14 protein-coding genes and 3 pseudogenes are annotated in these 16,774 nt (G+C 60.9%); 1 reads left to right on the forward strand and 16 read right to left on the reverse strand.

Annotated elements, in window-relative coordinates; translation table 11 throughout:
* Positions 1-224: 224 nt before the first annotated feature.
* Complete coding sequence (locus ACZ9H4_RS32885) at positions 225-1,409, reverse strand: porin (RefSeq protein ID WP_408324631.1); 1,185 nt, start codon at positions 1,407-1,409, stop codon at positions 225-227.
* Between the two features lie 539 nt (positions 1,410-1,948).
* On the opposite strand from ACZ9H4_RS32885, the gene ACZ9H4_RS32890 reads away from it, so the two are divergent.
* Entirely contained in the window at positions 1,949-2,269 is a 321-nt protein-coding gene (locus tag ACZ9H4_RS32890) for a hypothetical protein (protein WP_408324633.1), read from the forward strand.
* An 834-nt stretch (positions 2,270-3,103) separates the two neighbouring features.
* Here the strand turns inward: ACZ9H4_RS32890 and ACZ9H4_RS32895 are convergent.
* The 15 genes and pseudogenes from ACZ9H4_RS32895 to ACZ9H4_RS32965 all read right to left on the reverse strand — a co-directional run.
* A pseudogene (locus tag ACZ9H4_RS32895) lies at positions 3,104-3,400 on the reverse strand (DUF3047 domain-containing protein); the annotation flags it as partial.
* 207 nt (positions 3,401-3,607) lie between these two features.
* Positions 3,608-4,074: pseudogene (locus ACZ9H4_RS32900) on the reverse strand (ATP-binding cassette domain-containing protein); the annotation flags it as partial.
* Positions 4,075-4,112: 38 nt separating this feature from the next.
* Positions 4,113-5,429, reverse strand: coding sequence for an MFS transporter (locus ACZ9H4_RS32905; protein WP_408324634.1), 1,317 nt, complete (start codon positions 5,427-5,429; stop codon positions 4,113-4,115).
* 101 nt (positions 5,430-5,530) lie between these two features.
* Positions 5,531-6,424 carry a phosphate ABC transporter substrate-binding protein gene (locus ACZ9H4_RS32910; protein ID WP_408324636.1) on the reverse strand — a complete coding sequence of 298 codons (894 nt, stop codon included), beginning with the start codon at positions 6,422-6,424 and terminating at the stop codon, positions 5,531-5,533.
* Between the two features lie 26 nt (positions 6,425-6,450).
* A complete protein-coding gene (locus tag ACZ9H4_RS32915) occupies positions 6,451-7,308 on the reverse strand; it encodes an HpcH/HpaI aldolase family protein (protein ID WP_408324637.1) in 858 nt (285 codons plus the stop codon).
* A gap of 42 nt (positions 7,309-7,350) precedes the next feature.
* Positions 7,351-8,199: an amidohydrolase family protein gene (locus ACZ9H4_RS32920; protein ID WP_408144518.1), complete on the reverse strand. Its 849-nt coding sequence runs from the start codon at positions 8,197-8,199 to the stop codon at positions 7,351-7,353.
* Between the two features lie 45 nt (positions 8,200-8,244).
* A complete protein-coding gene (locus ACZ9H4_RS32925; RefSeq protein ID WP_408324638.1) occupies positions 8,245-9,270 on the reverse strand; it encodes an amidohydrolase family protein in 1,026 nt (341 codons plus the stop codon).
* 11 nt (positions 9,271-9,281) lie between these two features.
* Positions 9,282-10,256 (reverse strand): ABC transporter substrate-binding protein, encoded by a 975-nt coding sequence (locus ACZ9H4_RS32930; protein WP_408324640.1) that lies wholly within the window; start codon positions 10,254-10,256, stop codon positions 9,282-9,284.
* A 250-nt stretch (positions 10,257-10,506) separates the two neighbouring features.
* Positions 10,507-11,708: pseudogene (locus ACZ9H4_RS32935) on the reverse strand (MFS transporter).
* Between the two features lie 55 nt (positions 11,709-11,763).
* Entirely contained in the window at positions 11,764-12,003 is a 240-nt protein-coding gene (locus ACZ9H4_RS32940; RefSeq protein WP_408324642.1) for a thiamine pyrophosphate-binding protein, read from the reverse strand.
* 12 nt (positions 12,004-12,015) lie between these two features.
* Positions 12,016-12,273 carry a hypothetical protein gene (locus ACZ9H4_RS32945; RefSeq protein WP_408324645.1) on the reverse strand — a complete coding sequence of 86 codons (258 nt, stop codon included), beginning with the start codon at positions 12,271-12,273 and terminating at the stop codon, positions 12,016-12,018.
* Between the two features lie 167 nt (positions 12,274-12,440).
* A complete protein-coding gene (locus ACZ9H4_RS32950) occupies positions 12,441-13,985 on the reverse strand; it encodes an acetolactate synthase large subunit (RefSeq protein ID WP_408324647.1) in 1,545 nt (514 codons plus the stop codon).
* Positions 13,986-14,018: 33 nt separating this feature from the next.
* Positions 14,019-14,978, reverse strand: coding sequence for a Bug family tripartite tricarboxylate transporter substrate binding protein (locus tag ACZ9H4_RS32955; RefSeq protein ID WP_408324648.1), 960 nt, complete (start codon positions 14,976-14,978; stop codon positions 14,019-14,021).
* 4 nt (positions 14,979-14,982) lie between these two features.
* Positions 14,983-15,876: an ABC transporter substrate-binding protein gene (locus tag ACZ9H4_RS32960; RefSeq protein ID WP_408144532.1), complete on the reverse strand. Its 894-nt coding sequence runs from the start codon at positions 15,874-15,876 to the stop codon at positions 14,983-14,985.
* Positions 15,877-15,889: 13 nt separating this feature from the next.
* Positions 15,890-16,741 (reverse strand): amidohydrolase family protein, encoded by an 852-nt coding sequence (locus tag ACZ9H4_RS32965; RefSeq protein WP_408144534.1) that lies wholly within the window; start codon positions 16,739-16,741, stop codon positions 15,890-15,892.
* Positions 16,742-16,774: the final 33 nt, after the last annotated feature.

A 16,774-nucleotide genomic window follows, 5' to 3' on the forward strand; every position in this document is an offset into this window, starting at 1 on the left:
TCGGCTTGCCAGCACATCATGCATTATCACAAGCTTCTACCGGCGTCGGCCGTATCCCAGTCTTCGTCCGTGATGGTCGTAACGCCTGAAAATATCCCTGACCACATAGCCAGCCGATTTCGCGCTTAGGCTGCATGGCAGCAGCCTGACTTTTGTTCCGCTACGAGTTCGAGGTCAAGGGAAATCCAGAAGAATCGTCTCCCCTGCCGGACTCTCATGTCCTTTTAGAACCTCGTAGCCAAGCCGGCCATGACCCCAAACTGACTCTTGCCATAGTTCGGATTGCTGCTGGACGCGCTGCCATTGATTGGGTCGTTATTGAGGTTCGCTCCGTACAGGCCACTATCCAGGCCCAAATTAGAGGTTGAGCTGTTTCGCAGATACGCCAGTTCGGTGTACAGCAGTGTTCGCTTGGAGAGCGAATAGTTTGCACCGAGCGTGTACAGCGTTGCGTTGCCATTGCCATTGTTCGCGTTGGCATGGTAAACAGCGCCGGTAATTGCAAGCGCAGGTGTCGTCTGCCATATCGCGCCAATCCATTCATGATTGACGTTTGTCGGGAGGCTCGCTCCCGCAGGCAACGCGGACGGAGTAGCCGTGCCGAAGTATCCGGCATTGGATGCATCGGGAGCGCTGAGGTGTTGATACCCGAGATAGGCGGTCACGGAACCGACTGTGTAAGTCAAGCCAGTGAGAATAGATCGGGACGTCAGATAAACGTTGCTGAAATTGCCGTCAGGATCGCGGATCTCGTCGTACGTCGCTTGCCAGAATAGCCCTCGATTTATGTACGACAGTTTGATGCCATCGGAGCGACCTTGAGCACTTCCAAGTCCACTTGAAGTTCCCAGCTGACCGGGCGCGCTGCCGGGATCGCCAGCGTTCCACGTGGACGAGTTGGTCAGGTCATACTGACCTTGCAGCGTGAAGCCGAAGATCGTCGGCGACAGATACTCCACACCGTTCGCAGCCTGAGAGAAGATGCGCCCTCGCACGAGGGTCCCTATTGAATACCTTTTGGTCTGCTGCGGGTCGACATCGCCCGAATACTGGCTGATTTCGGCCGAGCCCATGTTTCCCAGCTTGACCTGCCCCCATGTATCGTTCTGCAGACCCACTGTCGCTTGTCCTTCGAAGAAGCTGCCGTTTGCGAAGCTTCCGTTCATCGTATTTAGCCGAGACTCCAACTGGAATATCGCGTGTGTGCCGCCGCCGAGGTCCTCGGCGCCTTTGAGACCGAATCTCGATTGCGCCCAGCCTCCACTTTGCGTCCCGAATACGTTCCCCTTCGGCTGATTCGTCTCGTACACGACACCGTTATCCACGATGCCATATAACGTGACACTGCTCTGAGCTGAGGCTGTTGCAGCCGCCGGCAATATGAACACGCTGAATAGAAGCTTCTTCATCGTCATCTCCGTTAATATAGTTGTACTACTTGAATTGCATGTGATCGAGCGCGTTCTACTTCTTCACTAGCCCGCAATTTTCTGAACCTGCCATGCCCAACCATCTTCCATCTTTCATCGAGCGCTATCAGGCTGCATGACGTGGAGCCGCGCAGACGCTCGCATGAAAGCAAATGAGATTTGGAATCGGGGAAACAAAAGTCAGGTAATGAGGAGTTCGATAATTTCTCCGGGGACGTCTCCTGAACTGCGCGGGTGTATTTTTGCCGGAGTGTATATTCCCCATTCCCTCAAACAAAGAGCAGGAGGGGGAATCTCTTTCATGAAATCAGGGAAAATGCGGCTTAAAGCGAGCGTGCGAGCGTCTTCCAGCGTTACGTTCGGTCCCCTCCTCGCGGTTAACCCCTGTATCCCTGTCGATGTCTCGTCGACTATGGTTCAATCGTTCGGACACGAAAAGACACGCTAATCCCAGGAACTGAGCGCATCTTGTCCGTGAGCACTCTCACCTCGCCTTACGCATTGATACGGAGATACGCATGAATACCACACAACTGCGCGCTTTTGCTGTGTCAGCAGGCATGGCTCTGGGTCTCCTCTCCCTTTCGTTTTCACCGACTCATGCGGCGACAATCGATACCGGCGCTAGCGATGACGCTATGTCAAAGCAGGAATCGAAGGCAAAAAAAAAGGCCGATCACAAAGCACATCGCGCAAAAAAGAATGCTGAGCTGAGCACACTGGAAAAGAACGGATATAACCCGGCAGGCAATCAAACAAACTATCCACAAAATCTGCAGGACGCTCAACAGAAAGCGGCCGGTCAGAAGCCTACCAACGCGCCTGCGGTCGCTCCTTGACGATTTACGAATACTGATTCGCGCGTACCAGGCCAGGAACGGCGCGGGTCGTCCAGCCGATAGAACAAAGGGCGTTTTCGGGAACGGGGAGCGCCGAACAGCGACCGGTGGCACATCGCATCCGACGCGCGCCCGGATTCACAAGGCAGTAGCGTATCCCTGCCTCGATGCGAGGAGATACCATCGAAGGTAAGGGAGACGCTGCGACGTGTTCAATGCATTGCCGCGCAGGCGTCATCCATGCTCGACGCCAAGCAGACGCGCGTCCGGCCGCCGCGCGAGCGCCGCGCCGCCTTCGCTCATTATTACCCGCCATAGTCCGGTCGGTCGGCAGGAGGTCTGGAGGACCAGCGCGCGCCAACGCCCATGGTGATGCTCCGTCGGCTGCCCAGATCACTTCGAAACCGTTCAGACGAAGAACGGTCGACCACGCCGCAGCGCTCAATTCGTCATCCCCAGCCTGGAGGATCACTGGGCCCCGCTCAAGCGGTGTCACGGAAGATTCTGTCGGCCAATACGTTTCTGCGGCCGCAAGCTTCGAACCAGGACTGCGATCGCTCTCTGGGGGACGCCCCGGAGACTCAATCTTATTTTTCGCGGCAATAGTGACGTATATTCAAATTTTGACCGACCGCAGCGACCCTCTCGACGAACGCTCGAACTACGGCGGCGATAGTCTCAAAATGGCCGGTTGTATCCCCTGACTTATGCCGCCACAAAGCTGTCGTTGGCGCAGGGAAAATGGTTGCGACTGGCAGTCGTACGGCGAAAGGGTTGAAGAACAGCCACTCGCATCGTACCGATCGGCTCAGTTAGTTCGACGGCCTGGCGTTCTCAAGGTCCGCGCAGGAACTCGAGGTCGCCGTACCAGGCGCGTGTCGTAGCTCCGGTATTGTCGGTATCGGTCAGCAGCCCAAAGCCTGTTATCCGTCCTGGCGGCTCGTGAAAGACGCGCTCGTAGTCTTGTACGATATTGCGGCGCAGGCTTTGCCACTGGCCCGCATCGCCGGGCAGACCGGAGACCACGATCATCTGCACGCGGTCGGTGTGAGGGTTGGCGATGGCGGTGCCCGGCGCGGCGGTAGTCGGCTAGATATACATCAGCGTGGCATAGGGCAGCTCTTCGCCGCCCGAGGTCTCGATAAGGGTTTCACCCTTGACCACGAGCCAACTGAATCCAGGGCAATCGGATCGTCAACAACTCGATCCGCAGCAGCGCCAACGCGCCCGCAAAGTGCTGTTATGGCGATAAGGACTGCCTTCATCGGCTTCTATAGCACGAATGCGGTGATGGGACTCTGGATCAGTGCGACCGGATACAAGAAACACGTCGCCCCCTTACATACGCGCCCGCAATGCGTTCGGCTCGCCCGAGGGCACCGCCTCCAGGAAGCCATGTCCCATCTCCCGCTCGAAGCTCGACGGACTTCCCTCCCAGATGATGCGCGCGTGTTCGAGCACATACACGCGGTCTGCGTGCGGCAGCGCGAATTTGACGTTCTGCTCGCCAAGCAGAACGGTGATCGACGTGGACTTCTGCATCGCGTCCAGCGCCTTCGACAACTGCTCCAGGATCACGGGTGCAAGACCGAGTGTGGGCTCGTCGAGAATGAGCAACCTGGGCTGCATCATCAGTGCGCGGCAATTGCGAGCATCTGCTGCTCGCCGCCGGACAGCGTCCTTGCGGTCTGGTTCTGGCGCGACTTGAGAATCGGAAAGAGATCGAACAGCCACGCGAGATGGTCCGCGCGAATGTTGTCGGCGAGATGATAGCCGCCCAGGTCCAGGTTCTCACGAACGGTCATGGCGAGCACCCGTAATCCTGGCTAAATGGCCCCAGCAGTTAGGGCGCGCTTTGACTCATCACAGCCGGTGGTGAGGCTTTCCGCTCTGACGGCTCTTCTGCGGGCTCGTTGACCTTCGGCGCCCATTTGCGGCGCATCAACACGACCGTGCTCGTCGCGCCAAGTAGCAGGAACATGAAAATGGCCATCATCGGCAACGTGTAACTATGGCTCACATGCAGGAGCCAACCCGAGAGACTCGCGGACACGCCGCCAGCGAGGCTCGTTGCCACCTGCTGCAAACCTGTATTCAGACCGACGGCCTGCTTCGGAATCAGCGTGAGCTTGACGAGCGCGAGGTTGTTCGTCGTCACGAGGCCTACCAGCGTCAACGAAAGCACATTCCAGAACAGCGCCATCCGAACCGATGGCGCATAAGCGCCGAACAACACTGTCATGCCGCCAATGAAGCCGACCACCATGAATGACTTGCGGACCACGACGGCGTCGTAACCGCGGGCGATGAGCCGGTCCGCCAGCCATCCGCTGAGCGCTGCCGTCACAGCGACGCCACAGAAGCTGAAAGCCGTATAGAACCCCGACTGCTTCAGCGACAGCCCTCGTTGTTCGACGAGGTAAGCCGGCATCCACGTCATGCAATAGAACGCGAAATAGGCGTAGCAGAAATTGGTCATCAGCCCGCCCCAAACCACGGGGCTCGCAAGCAGGTTACGAAGCGGCACCGATGCTGCCCGCTTCTTTCTGGTCGCCAGTTCGTTCGAATCCGGAAAGTCACTGCGCACCATCAGCAGCCACGGCAGCAACCACACGAGTCCCGCGACGCCGGTCACGATGAACATGACTTTCCAGGAGGTGCCCGCGATTAGCCAGGCGGCAAGCGGTGCGCCAAGCGCCGGGCCCATCTTCCCGCCGACCGAATAAATGCCGAGCGCCGTGCCTTTTTGAGTTTCCTCGAAGCGGTTGGCGATATAGCGATAAGTAGCAGGAACGACCACCGCTTCCGCTGCGCCAATCAGCACCCGCACGAGGATCAACGCGGAAAGAGTCGTCGCAATGCCAGTCGCCGCGGCCGCGATGCACCACAGCAGGAAGCAGATTGCATAGGGCCATTTGACGCCATATCGATCGACCAGCCATCCCATCGGCAATTGCAGCAGCCCGTAGGCCCAGAATACGGAAGATCCGAGCCAGCCACGCTGAACATGGGTGAGCGCGAAATCGTTCACGAAATGATGATCGGCAAGCGCGGCCGACATGCTCGTGCGGTCCATGAACGCGATCATCAAGCCACAGGCGAGCAGGAAGACGACGCCCCATCGGCTCTCAGGGCGTACTGCTCTCCGGATTGTCTCCATTACTTCGTCTCCGATTGGTTGCTTTTTTAATTTTCAATGCAAGGGGCTTTGCGCCTTTAGCCGGGCTTTCACCCGGCGTCATGGGCTTACGAGGCTTTCATTTACCCCAGGCTTCCGGTCACATCGTCGAATAGCTCATCCACCGACAGACGGTGTGGAATGATCTTCTGTTCGAGCGCCCAGTCTATAGCGAGTTGAATACCTTTGCGGTTTGCTTCCAGTCCAAACGGCGGAAACACGGCCGGCACGCCCTCGCCCAACGCGCGACTTTCTACAATCATCCGGTACAACTCGCGAACGATATCTGGTCTTTTCTTCGAAAGATCGGCGTGAACGACGAACATGTGATTGATCGGCACCACGCCCTCGCGCGCAAACCAGTCCTTCGCGGCGGTCTGGGCATCGGGTACCAGCGTGTTTATGCGCGGATCCTTCGGCATGTCGTCGCCAAGCAGCGCGGCGGTAAGTTCACCCGTCAGCATCATCTGCGGGATCGACGAGCCTTTGGGCAGGCGCTGACAATTCAACGGGTCCGTGTACTCGGCGAGATGACCTTCGCCGAGCGTCATCCACGTGACCTTGTCCAGATCCACGCCATATTCGTGGCGCAAAATGCCGCGAATCCACAGGCCCGTCGTCTGTGCATAAGTGCGCACGCCGACCCGCTTGCCTTCGATATCCTTCGGGTCGAGATGGCCGAATTCGCCGTTATAACCCGCGCAGTGATGCTGGAAACGTCCCGAGATCGGCGCGGGAAGCAGCACATAGGGCTTGCCGTAGGCCTTCGCCTGCAAATACGTGACGATCGCAAGCTCACCCGCATCGAAAGCGTTCTCGCGCACCATCGGCTTGAAGCCGTCGTGCGCGCGCGTTGGGCCGCAGTAATCGAGATTGGCGAGGCCGGACGTCACGCGTCCCTCCTTCATCGCCTTCGTCGCCGCGTAGTCGGCGAGATTGACGCGCAGCGTCGGCAGTTCCGTTTGAATCGTTGCCATCGTGTAGTTCCTCGTGCTTCGTTCGATCAGTAACCGGCAGATTCGCGCGTCAGACCCACGACGCCGTAACTGCGCGTGGGGGCCGACATCAGAAAGCGATAGCCCTCGTCGAGCAGCCGCTGATAGTTCCTCGTTGTCACATGCGGATGGCCGACCACGACGCCGTGCTTTTTGCACGTTTCAACGATCTTGCGCATCGCGTCAAGCACCTCGGGATGCTCGTACTGGCGCGGCACGCCGAGTTGCTGGCTCAGATCGCCTTCGCCGATGAGGATAAAGCCGATGCCCGGCACATTCGCGAGGATGTCGTCCAGATTCTCGATAGCCTCGGTGCTTTCGCACATCAGTCCGACGAGAATCTCGCCCTGCGGTGCGAGCGGCCATACATCGGCTTTGGCGTAGTACTCCGCGGTGCTCACACCCCAGTAGCGCGCCGCCGCAGCGGGTCCGTCGCCGCGCAGGCCCTTGGGTTCATAGAGCGGTGCGTTCTTCGGCCGCGCATAACGGCACGACGCCACCGCGTTATAAGCCTGCTCGATCGTCCAAACGTGCGGCCACACCACCCCATAGCAGCCGCGATCCAGCACCTGCTTGGCAAATGCCTGATTCAGCTCGGCGCCATTGGACGGAATGCGCGCGACAGGCGTCACGCGCGGAGCAATCGAGGCAGCCATCGCGATTTCCGCGCGGTTCAGCATATATTGCAGCGCATCGCCAAGCGCGCCCACGTCGTACGGGTTGTGCTCCATTTCGAAGACGATGCCGTCATACGGCGCGTCGCTCATCTCACTGGCGGTTTGCTTGTCGAGCCTGGAGAAAGCGGTCAAGGCCGGCTTGCCGGATTCGAATGCACGGATGATGCCGTTCAGGCGGGTGTCACTCATGGGTTCTTGTCCTGTCTGATGTCGTTTCTGCATCCGGTTCCCTCAAGCGAGCGCCGGATACAACTCCTGAGCCGTCCTGCCAAATATCCATGCGCGGTCTTCCTCGTTCACGTTTTGCAGACCTGCCTGAGCCGCCGCAAGAATCTCGGTCAGCGTGCCCTTCGAACTCGGGAAATTCGAGCCCCAGGCCAGACGCTTCGCACCAAAGGTTTCGATCAGCTTCGGGAAGAAGGTTTCCGCACTCGCATCGCCTTTCTGCATATCGTCGAAGATGCGCGGGGTGAGCTTCATATAGATGTTTTGCAGCGCAGCCAGATCGAACAGGCTTTGCGCCTTCGCATACGGCGCGCCGTCGGTGACATCGGGGCGACCGAGGTGATCGAGAATGATCTTCACGGTCGGAAAGCGCTTCGCGAGGTCGGCTACCTGAGGCAGACCGATCGGGCCCGTCTGAATGCACATCGGCAGATTCAGTTCCGCACACATTTCCCAGGCGGGATAAGCGCGGGCGTCTTCGAGTTCGCCCGGATCGAATGCCTTCGTGCTGCCGCCGGTGAAGAGCCGCAGACCCGCGAGGCCACGCCCGACGCAGGCACGGATGGTTGCCGGTGCATCCGGCAGCGTTACATCGACGGAACCCACCGCGACGAGACGAGCCGAATATTCGGCGCAAGCATCGAGGACATAGCTGTTGTCGAAGCCGTAGGTGGTCGACGAATGCACGACGGCGGCTTTCGCCACGCCTGCCTCGTCCATTGCGGCGATCAACGACTCGACGGTCGACGGACGCTCCTTCGACCAGTCGGAACGCTTGCCGCCCAGCGGTGCTACGGGATAACGCGTCACGTCGTCGGAAATGATGTGCGGATGAATATCAACGATTGAAGCCATGGATCACTCTATTTTGTTCGGTTTGTTTGATGTCCGACGCCGCGCTTACTTGCCGGCCGCCTTGAGGTGCGCGTCGAGACGTGGATACACGCGCCGCGCGTTGCCTTCGTAGATCTGATAGCGATCCTCGTCCGACAATGCCGCGCACGCGTCGACATAACGCCTGGTGTCGTCGAAGTACTCGCCAGTAGCAGGGTCCTTGCCGCGCACGGCACCGATCATTTCCGAGCCGAACAGCACGTTGCGCGTGGGAATGACCTTCGTCAGCAATTCCACGCCCGGCTGGTGATACACGCACGAGTCGAAGAAGATGTTGTCGAGCAGACCTTCGAGCGGACGTTCGCGCATCTCGAGCGACATGCCGCGATAGCGTCCCCAGTGATACGGCACGGCGCCGCCGCCGTGCGGAATCACGAAGCGCAGCGTCGGAAAGTCCTTGAATAGATCGCCTTGCAGCAATTGCATGAATACCGAAGTATCCGCGTTCAGGTAATGCGCGCCGGTGCCGTGGAAACATGGATTGCATGACGCGGCGACGTGAATCATCGCGGGCACGTCGAGATCGACGAGCGCTTCGTAGAGCGGATACCACGTGCGATCGGTCATCGGCTTGCCGGTCCAGTAGCCGCCGCTCGGATCCGGATTCAGGTTGCAGCCGACGAAACCCAGCTGCTCCACACAACGGCGCAGTTCCGGAATCGAATTGCGCGGATCCGCGCCCGGCGACTGGGGCAACTGACACACGGGCGCGAAGTTCTCCGGATACAGTTCGGTCACGCGATAGACGATGTCGTTCGACATCTCCGACCATTCGAGGCTCGTGCGCTCGTTGCCCAGGTGATGGCTCATCAGGCCCGCGATCGGCGAAAACAGCGTGAGGTCACTGCCGCGTTCACGTTGCAGCTTGAGTTGGCCGTTCTCGATGGCGTCGCGCAGCTGGTCGTCGCTGACAGACGCGGCGGCGCGCGGCGGCGCGTTGGCGGGATCGTCTGCGGCGGCGACCTGTCTCGCGCGCCAGTCGCGGAATGAAGCGGGTACGGTCGTGAAGTGGCCGTGGCAATCGATGATCATGTCGTCTCCGTTCAGTTCGCAAGCGGGTCGACGAACAACTCGGCGATCGACATGCGACGCGGCGTGAGCCGTTGCTTGAATGCGGTCGCTTCCAGCGCTTCGATGGTCTTGACGTTTTCCTCGATTCCGTACGGCAGCGGATCGTGCCCGACGATCTTGCGAAGCTCGAGGTACTTCTTGTCGCTGGCGTTCGTCGCATCGCTGGTGTTCAGGCCCGCGAGCCACGCTTGCTTGGCTTTGTCGAACGCGTCATAAAGCGACTTCGCGATCCACGGATGCTCGGCAAGGACCGAATCCTTGACCACGATGGTGCCGTGCATCGGATAGACACCGGTGCGCTGGTAATAGTCGGCTTCGAGCTCGGTCGCGTTCGGCAACAGATCCGGATAATCGGCCTCGACTTCCTGCCATCCGCCGGTCGGATTGCCGGTGCGGCCGATACCCGCGTTCGCAGCGAAGCCTGCCGCCAGTTCACCGGAGGCCATCATGTCGGCGAGCGACGTTCCTTTCGGCGCGTGGATCACGTTCGACGGAAGCTTGAGTTGCGTGACGTGTTCCTCGTCATCGACGACCCACGTGACTTTCGACGAATCGAGACCGAACTCGTCGATCAGCGCCTGGCGCGTCCACACCCCCGTAGTGACCGAATAGGCGCGCACCCCGACCTTCTTGCCTTCGAGATCGCTGGGCGTCTTGATCCCCGCGTCGGGACGCACGAGCAGGCCACCGTGATGGAAGCGCCGCATCACGAAGATGGGCAACGCAACGAACGGCGCGCCATGCGCACGGGCGATGATGTACGTCGTCGGCGCCAGTTCGCACACGTCGAACTCGACATCGCGAACCATGCGGCGAAATGCGCCGATCTGCGGCTTGACGGTGATGATTTCTGCATCGACCCCTTCGATGGGGATCGAGCCGTTTCGAATGGCCGATGTATGCGGATATTCGGCAACTGCAATCTTGAGCGGGACTTTCTTGGTCAACGGCGTCTCCTGTCGAGTGCGAATGAAGATCCGGGACCGGCCGGTGATCATTTGCGACGGCGGCTTGTCGAGCCGTGTGCTTGGCGCGGCGATCCGGTGAGGAGATCATCGGGTAGCGCGTGTTTCCCGTCTATTGAAAAAACCCATGGGTGCGTTAACCAAACGGTAAAGCGTCGCGCGTGCGTGCATATCGAGCAACGCGGCTCCCGACCCTGAACGCGAGCACTTCAACGGTACGAAGCGACGGGGCTCAGTGAAGGGTTTCTCGATGCGCCAGCGGCGTGAACAAGCGGCGCCACAGGATGCTGATGAAGATGGTCGAGCATCCGTCAGCCACGACCGAGCCGATGACGCCAAAGGCCGCCGCCGTCACACCCGATTCGAGCTCGCCCAGTTGATTGCTCGCCCCGACAAACAGCGTGTTGACTGCCGAGACCCGACCGCGCATGTGGTCGGGCGTTTCCAGCTGCACGAGCGTCTGACGCACGATCACACTGACCGTATCGGCGCCGCCCGCAATCGCCAATAAAAGGAGTGAGAGCGGAAACCAGCGCGAAAGCCCGAATGCGACGATACAAGCGCCGTAGATGCCGACTGCGGTCAACAGCTTCTTGCCTACTCCACGCTGGATCGCGCTGCGCGAACGAATCAATCCGACGCATAACGCGCCGGCGGCAGGCGCCGAGCGCAGCAAGCCGAGGCCTTGGGGCCCGACATGAAGGATCTCTTTTGCGTAAATCGGAAGGAGCGCCGTGGCGCCACCGAACAGCACGGCGAACAGATCCAGCAGATGCCGCCGAGCACCAGCGGATTGCTCCAGACGAAGCGAATGCCCGCGAGCATCGTTGCGAGCGTCACCGGCTCGCGTGCCGGAGGAGCCACGTATTCATAGCGGATGAGCAAGCACATCCCGGCGCTCAACGCGAAGAGCACCCCGCACGTTTCGTACAGCCGGCTCACGCCAAGCGCAAACAGCATGCCGCCCAATGCGGGACCCGCAATGACCGATACCTGCTGTCCTGCGGTACTGAGTGCCATTGCCTGCGTCAGCACAGCAGGCGGCACGAGCATCGGCAGCAATGCCTGCTGCCCTGACATCTGAAATGGGCGAATCGCGCCGAGCAGAAGCGAAAGCCCTAGCAGGACATCACAGTTCACGACATGCTGGCCTGTCGCGACCGCGAGAGACGCCGCAACGGCTGCCTGTGCAGCCAGACACAGCGACACCAACCTCCCTCGATGCACGCGATCGGCACAATGTCCGGCGACAAATGTCGTCATCAACGACGGCACGAACTGAAAAAGCCCGACGAGGCCGAGATACCATGCGCTGCCGGTCAGGTCGTACATCTGCCAGCTGATCGCCAGTAGCAGCATCTGCTGACCTGCGATGGAGCACACACGGGCGATCAGAAAACGCCTGAACGACACGTGACGGATCGCTGTGTTCATCGCTTCTTCCAATGTTGGGCGTCGCGCGCTGCTGGGGTTCGCTCGTGTATCGGTCTCACGCTTCACTCCCGTTGTGTGAACGGTGTGCTGATGCGTTGTAGATGGCCATCGACGCATGCTGCAAGCCAACCGTGCTATGTACGAGACAGGCCATCGGTTTGCCCGCGACTTTCGCGTACCCATGAGCGATCGCCGCGGACGCCTCCTCGTGGGTGCAGACGATCGGTTGCGGATGCGCGTTACCAGCGTAGTTCACGATCGACTCGTGGATGCCGCACAACGTCGAACCCGGCATCGTCGATACATACTAGATACCCGCGACTCGTAACAGATCCACCATGAAATCCGAACCGGGATTGCCAATGTGCGCGGTGTCCGCCGCGGGTGCCTCGTCGAGCGACGGCGCTCGCGTCCCGGCCGCTGCGAGCGCGGGCGACGGCTTGCTGGACGCAGGCCGCGCCACAGCCGCCTGCGCGGATGACGTCGCGGCGGTCGCTGGTTTCGCAAGCGCCGCGGCCGTGCCGGTGATGAGCGCTTCCTTCAGGAAGGCGCGTCGGCCTGTCATGCCGCTTCTCCTTTTATGTCGTTATTCGATGGCCGGCAGGCGTCCTTCGCACGGCGGCTCTCGCCGTCGCGGTGTGGTGTTCGATCGGACATGCCGTGTGAAACGCGCGAGGCTGACCGCCCGCGCACCAGCGGCCAGGCGCCGTCATGTCGGTTTTTGTGCGGGCGTCAGAGCCTGACTTCGATGAGTCGTGGTCCGGGTTCGCGCACCGAGTCCGTCATCGTCTTGTAAAACGCCTGGGCGGTATCGACGGCGACCGCAGGCACGCCCATGCTTTTCGCCATGGAAAGCCAGTCGATACGCGGACGGTCGATATCGATCATCGACAGCGCGCGTCCACTCGGTGCGCCAGCGCCCATGTTCGCGTACTCGGCCTTGAGAATGGCGTAGCTGTTGTTAGCGAAAATGATCGTCGTGATGTTCAGGTTCTCGCGCGCCTGGGTCCAGAGCGATTGAATCGTGTACATCGCGCTGCCGTCGCCGACCATGCAGAACACGCGCCGATCGGGGCACGCGAGCGCGGCGCCCGTCGCCACCGGCGTGCCGTAGCCGATCGAGCCGCCCATGTTGTTGATGCAGTCGTGTGGCGCGGCGCCCGCCGTGATGCTCATCGTTTCGCGTCCCGTGGTGAGCGATTCATCGACGAGAATGCAGTGCTCCGGCAATGCGGCAGCCAGCGCCTGCGCGATGCTCGCGGGCGTGAGCCCGCCGCTCGGCGGCGCCATGTTCGAGCGTGGTTGAAGCACGGCCTGCGTGCTCGTCGCGCCAAGCGCCTGAACCAGCATGTCGAGGGCCGCCGTGCCGTCTTCGCCGATTTCCGCAAGCGGATGCACGAGCGTGCAGGGCGCTTTCAACAGACTAGGTTTGTCAGGGTAGCTGAAGAAGGCGATCGGCTCGGTCGTCTCGACTGTGACGATGTGTTTGAACGCTTTCAGATAGTCGAGCGCGGCGTCCACCGCGTAGGGAATGCGTTCGAGCGCGACACGTCCCGCACCGCGCTCGCTGCGCGCACAAAAGAACTGCGTCGCGAGACGACATCCGGTTGCCGCTTTCAGCTTACCCGCGAGTTCGAGTGCGCGGCCGCGCGTCGCACGCCCCGCGAGCACGAGAAGCGTCGGCTCGCCCGAATGCAGCACCTTCGCAATCGATTCGACGCGTGCCGCATCCGGCTGCTTCACCTCGGCTCTGACGCGCGGCGGGGCGACGTACTCGCCCCCGTCCTGCCACGAGGTATCGCCCGGCAGCACGAGCGTCGCGATACGCCCCGGATATTCGTTTGCCTTGCCCACGGCCATCGCCACGTCCCACGCCACCGCTCGAGACGATTCGACCCGCCGCACCCAATGGCTCAGCGGGCGTGCCAGTCCTTCGATATCGGACGTGAGCGGCGCGTCATGTTTCAGATGCGACGACGAATGCTCGCCGACGACATTGATCATGCCCGACGACGCGCGCTTCGCGTTATGAATGTTCGCGAGGCCGTTGGCTAGTCCCGGTCCGAGATGCAGCAAGGTGGACGCGGGCGCGTCCGTCATACGGTAATAGCCATCGGCCGCGCCCGTGCATACGCCCTCAAAAAGGCACAGCACGCTGCGCATGCGCGGATTGTCGAGTGCCTTCAGAAAGTGCATCTCTGAAGTTCCCGGATTCGCAAAGCAGATATCGACGCCCTGCGCAGTCAGCGTGCGCACGAGGCTTTCAGCTCCGTTCATGTCCTGATTTCCTGTCATTCGATCATGCGCTGCTCAGTGCAGCGGAATGCCTGCCTGCCCGATGACACGTTGCCATCTCGCCGTGTCGTCATCGACAAGCTTGCTCATGTGTTGCGGCGTGCTCGATTGCGCGACCGCGCCGAGCATCCGCATCTTCTGCTGCACGTCGGGATCGGCGAGCACCGCCTGGGTTAACGCAGCGAGCCGCTGCACGACGGCCTCGTCTGTCTTCGCGGGCACGCTCAGGCCGCTCCACGATGTCGCATCGAAGCCCGCGAGGCCGCTTTCCGCGAGCGTGGGCACCTGCGGCAAGCCGGCGAAGCGCTGCGCCGATGTCACGGCAAGCGCGCGCACCACGCCGGCGCGTACCTGCCCCAGCACCGACGGAATCAGTTCGACCGCCGCCTGCACGTCCTTGCCGCGCAATGCCGTTGTCACTTCACTCGTGGTCTGAAACGGCACTATTTGCATGTCGACGCCGGCGCGCGCCTTGATGAGATCGGCAACGAGGTTCTGCGTACTGCCCGTCGACACGGTCGCGACGTTCAGCTTGCCGGGATGCGATTTCGCATACGCGACGAGATCAGCAACGCTCCTGAATGGCGAGCTTTGATCGACCAGCACCACGAGACTGAAAAACGCGACGGTCGACACCTGACGAAAATCACTCATCCGATACGGCAGATTGCGAAACAGCACGGAGGATATCGCCACTCCGTTGCCGCCGAGAAAGACCGTGTAGCCATCGGCACGCGAATGCGCGACCACCGTCGCAGAGTTCGCGAAACCCGCGCCGGGGCGGTTCAGCACGATCACGGGTTGGCCGGAACGTTGGGTCATCTTCTGCGCGAACACGCGCGTGGTGAGATCGCCCGCGCCACCCGGCGCGTACGGCACGACGATCGTTACCGCGCGCTGCGGATAGTCGTCTGCATGCGCCGCACCCGCGAACCCGATGCACAGCGCAACCAGCATGGCGCGACAATGTCCCATGCGCTTATGCACCGGGCGTGCGCGTGACATCGCTGAACAATTCGTCCACGCTCAACCGGCGATCGATCAGGTTCTGCCGGTAGCAATAGTCGATCGCCACTTCGAGATTGCGCCGGTTCGCTTCCAGCCCGAACGCGGGTTCCTTTTTGCCGCCCTTCTCCGCCGCGAGGCGCCGGCTCTGCTCCAGCAGGCTGAACACTTCGCGCACCGCTTCGGGATGACGCTCGAGAAAGTCCTGCCGCGCGACGATCATATGATTGATCTGGATCGCCTGATTGCGGTCATGCCACGCGGCGGCTTCCGACAACGGATCGGGAAACAGTGTATGGATACGCGGGTCGGCCTTCACACCGTCGCCTACGATGGCCGCGTCGACCTCCCCCGCGAGCAGCATCTGCAGGAGTTCCTTGTCGTTGTCGGCGCGATGGACGTTGGGCGGGTCGACGAACTCGGCGACATGCGGCTCTTCGAACGTCACCCACTGCACCTTCCCGAGATCGAGACCGAAGTCGGCTTGCAAGATGCCGCGAACCCAGGTCGCCGTCGTCACCGAATATGAACGCAGGCCGATGCGCTTGCCGTTCAGATCGCGCGGCGACAGCGGCCCGCGTTCCGCGTTATAGACGATGTACGGATGCTGAAAACGTCCGATGATCACTGCCGGCAGCAATACGAGCGGCTTGCCGTGCGCCTTCGCCATCAGGAACGTGATGATGGCGAGTTCGGCCATGTCGAACTCGAGGTCGCGCACGGCTCGCTTGAACGCGTTGTTGGGGCGCGCAACCTTCGCAAAATCGAGCTCGACGATGTCAGATCGCAGCGTGCCGTCGACGAGTGCCTGAGTGCTCGGATACGTGCCGAGCAGCATGTGCAGCGGAATCGGATGGGATGCGGTCACGAAGCGGCTCCTGTCAGACGAGGCTCGGATAGAGTTGTGTGGCGGTGCGATTGAAGATCCACTCCTTGTCATCTTCCGACAGCCATTCGACGGCCTGCATGTTGTCGGCAAGAATCTCCTTGAGCGATCCGGGCGAGGCCGGAAAATTCGATCCCCAGGCGATGCGCCTGGCCCCGAACGTCTCCACCACGCGCGGGAAAAATGTTTCGGGCGAGGCACTGCCCGCACGCGCGTGACGAATGATCACGCTGCTCAGTTTCAGATAAATGTTGTCGTGCTTCGCAAGCGCGAAGAGCGGTTCGGCGTCCGCGTACGGCGGGCCGTCTTCGAGCGCCGGACTCATCAGGTGATCGATCACGATCCGTACGGTCGGAAAGCGCTCAATCAACGTGTTCAGTTGCGGGATGCCCTGAATGCGCGCCTGCACGCATACGGGCAGATCCAGTTCGGCGGCGCACTCCCAGCCCGCGAACGAGCGAGGATCGGCGAGCCAGTCGCCTTGTCCCTGCATCGTGCTGCCCGCCGTGAACAGACGCAGTCCCGTCATGCCGCGGCTGACCCAGTGGCGGATCCTGCTCTGCGCATCGGTTGCGAGCATGTCCACCGAGCACACGCCGGTGAATCGATCGGGATGCGCCGCGACGGCATCCGCGCAATACGAGTTGTCGAAGCCATAGCACGTCGACGAATGCACGATGGCCGCCTTCGCGACGCCTGCCTCGTCCATCGCGGCAAGCAGTTGCCCGTACGACGTCGGGCGCTCCAGCGACCAGACCGATTGCTTGCCGCCTAGCGGATTGCGCGGATATCGCTTCTCGTCGGTCGAGATGACATGCGGATGAATGTCGATCACTCGAGTCGGCATACGTTGATCTCCTGATGACGTGGTGACACGACC

Source organism: Paraburkholderia sp. TE9906, from assembly GCF_056279605.1.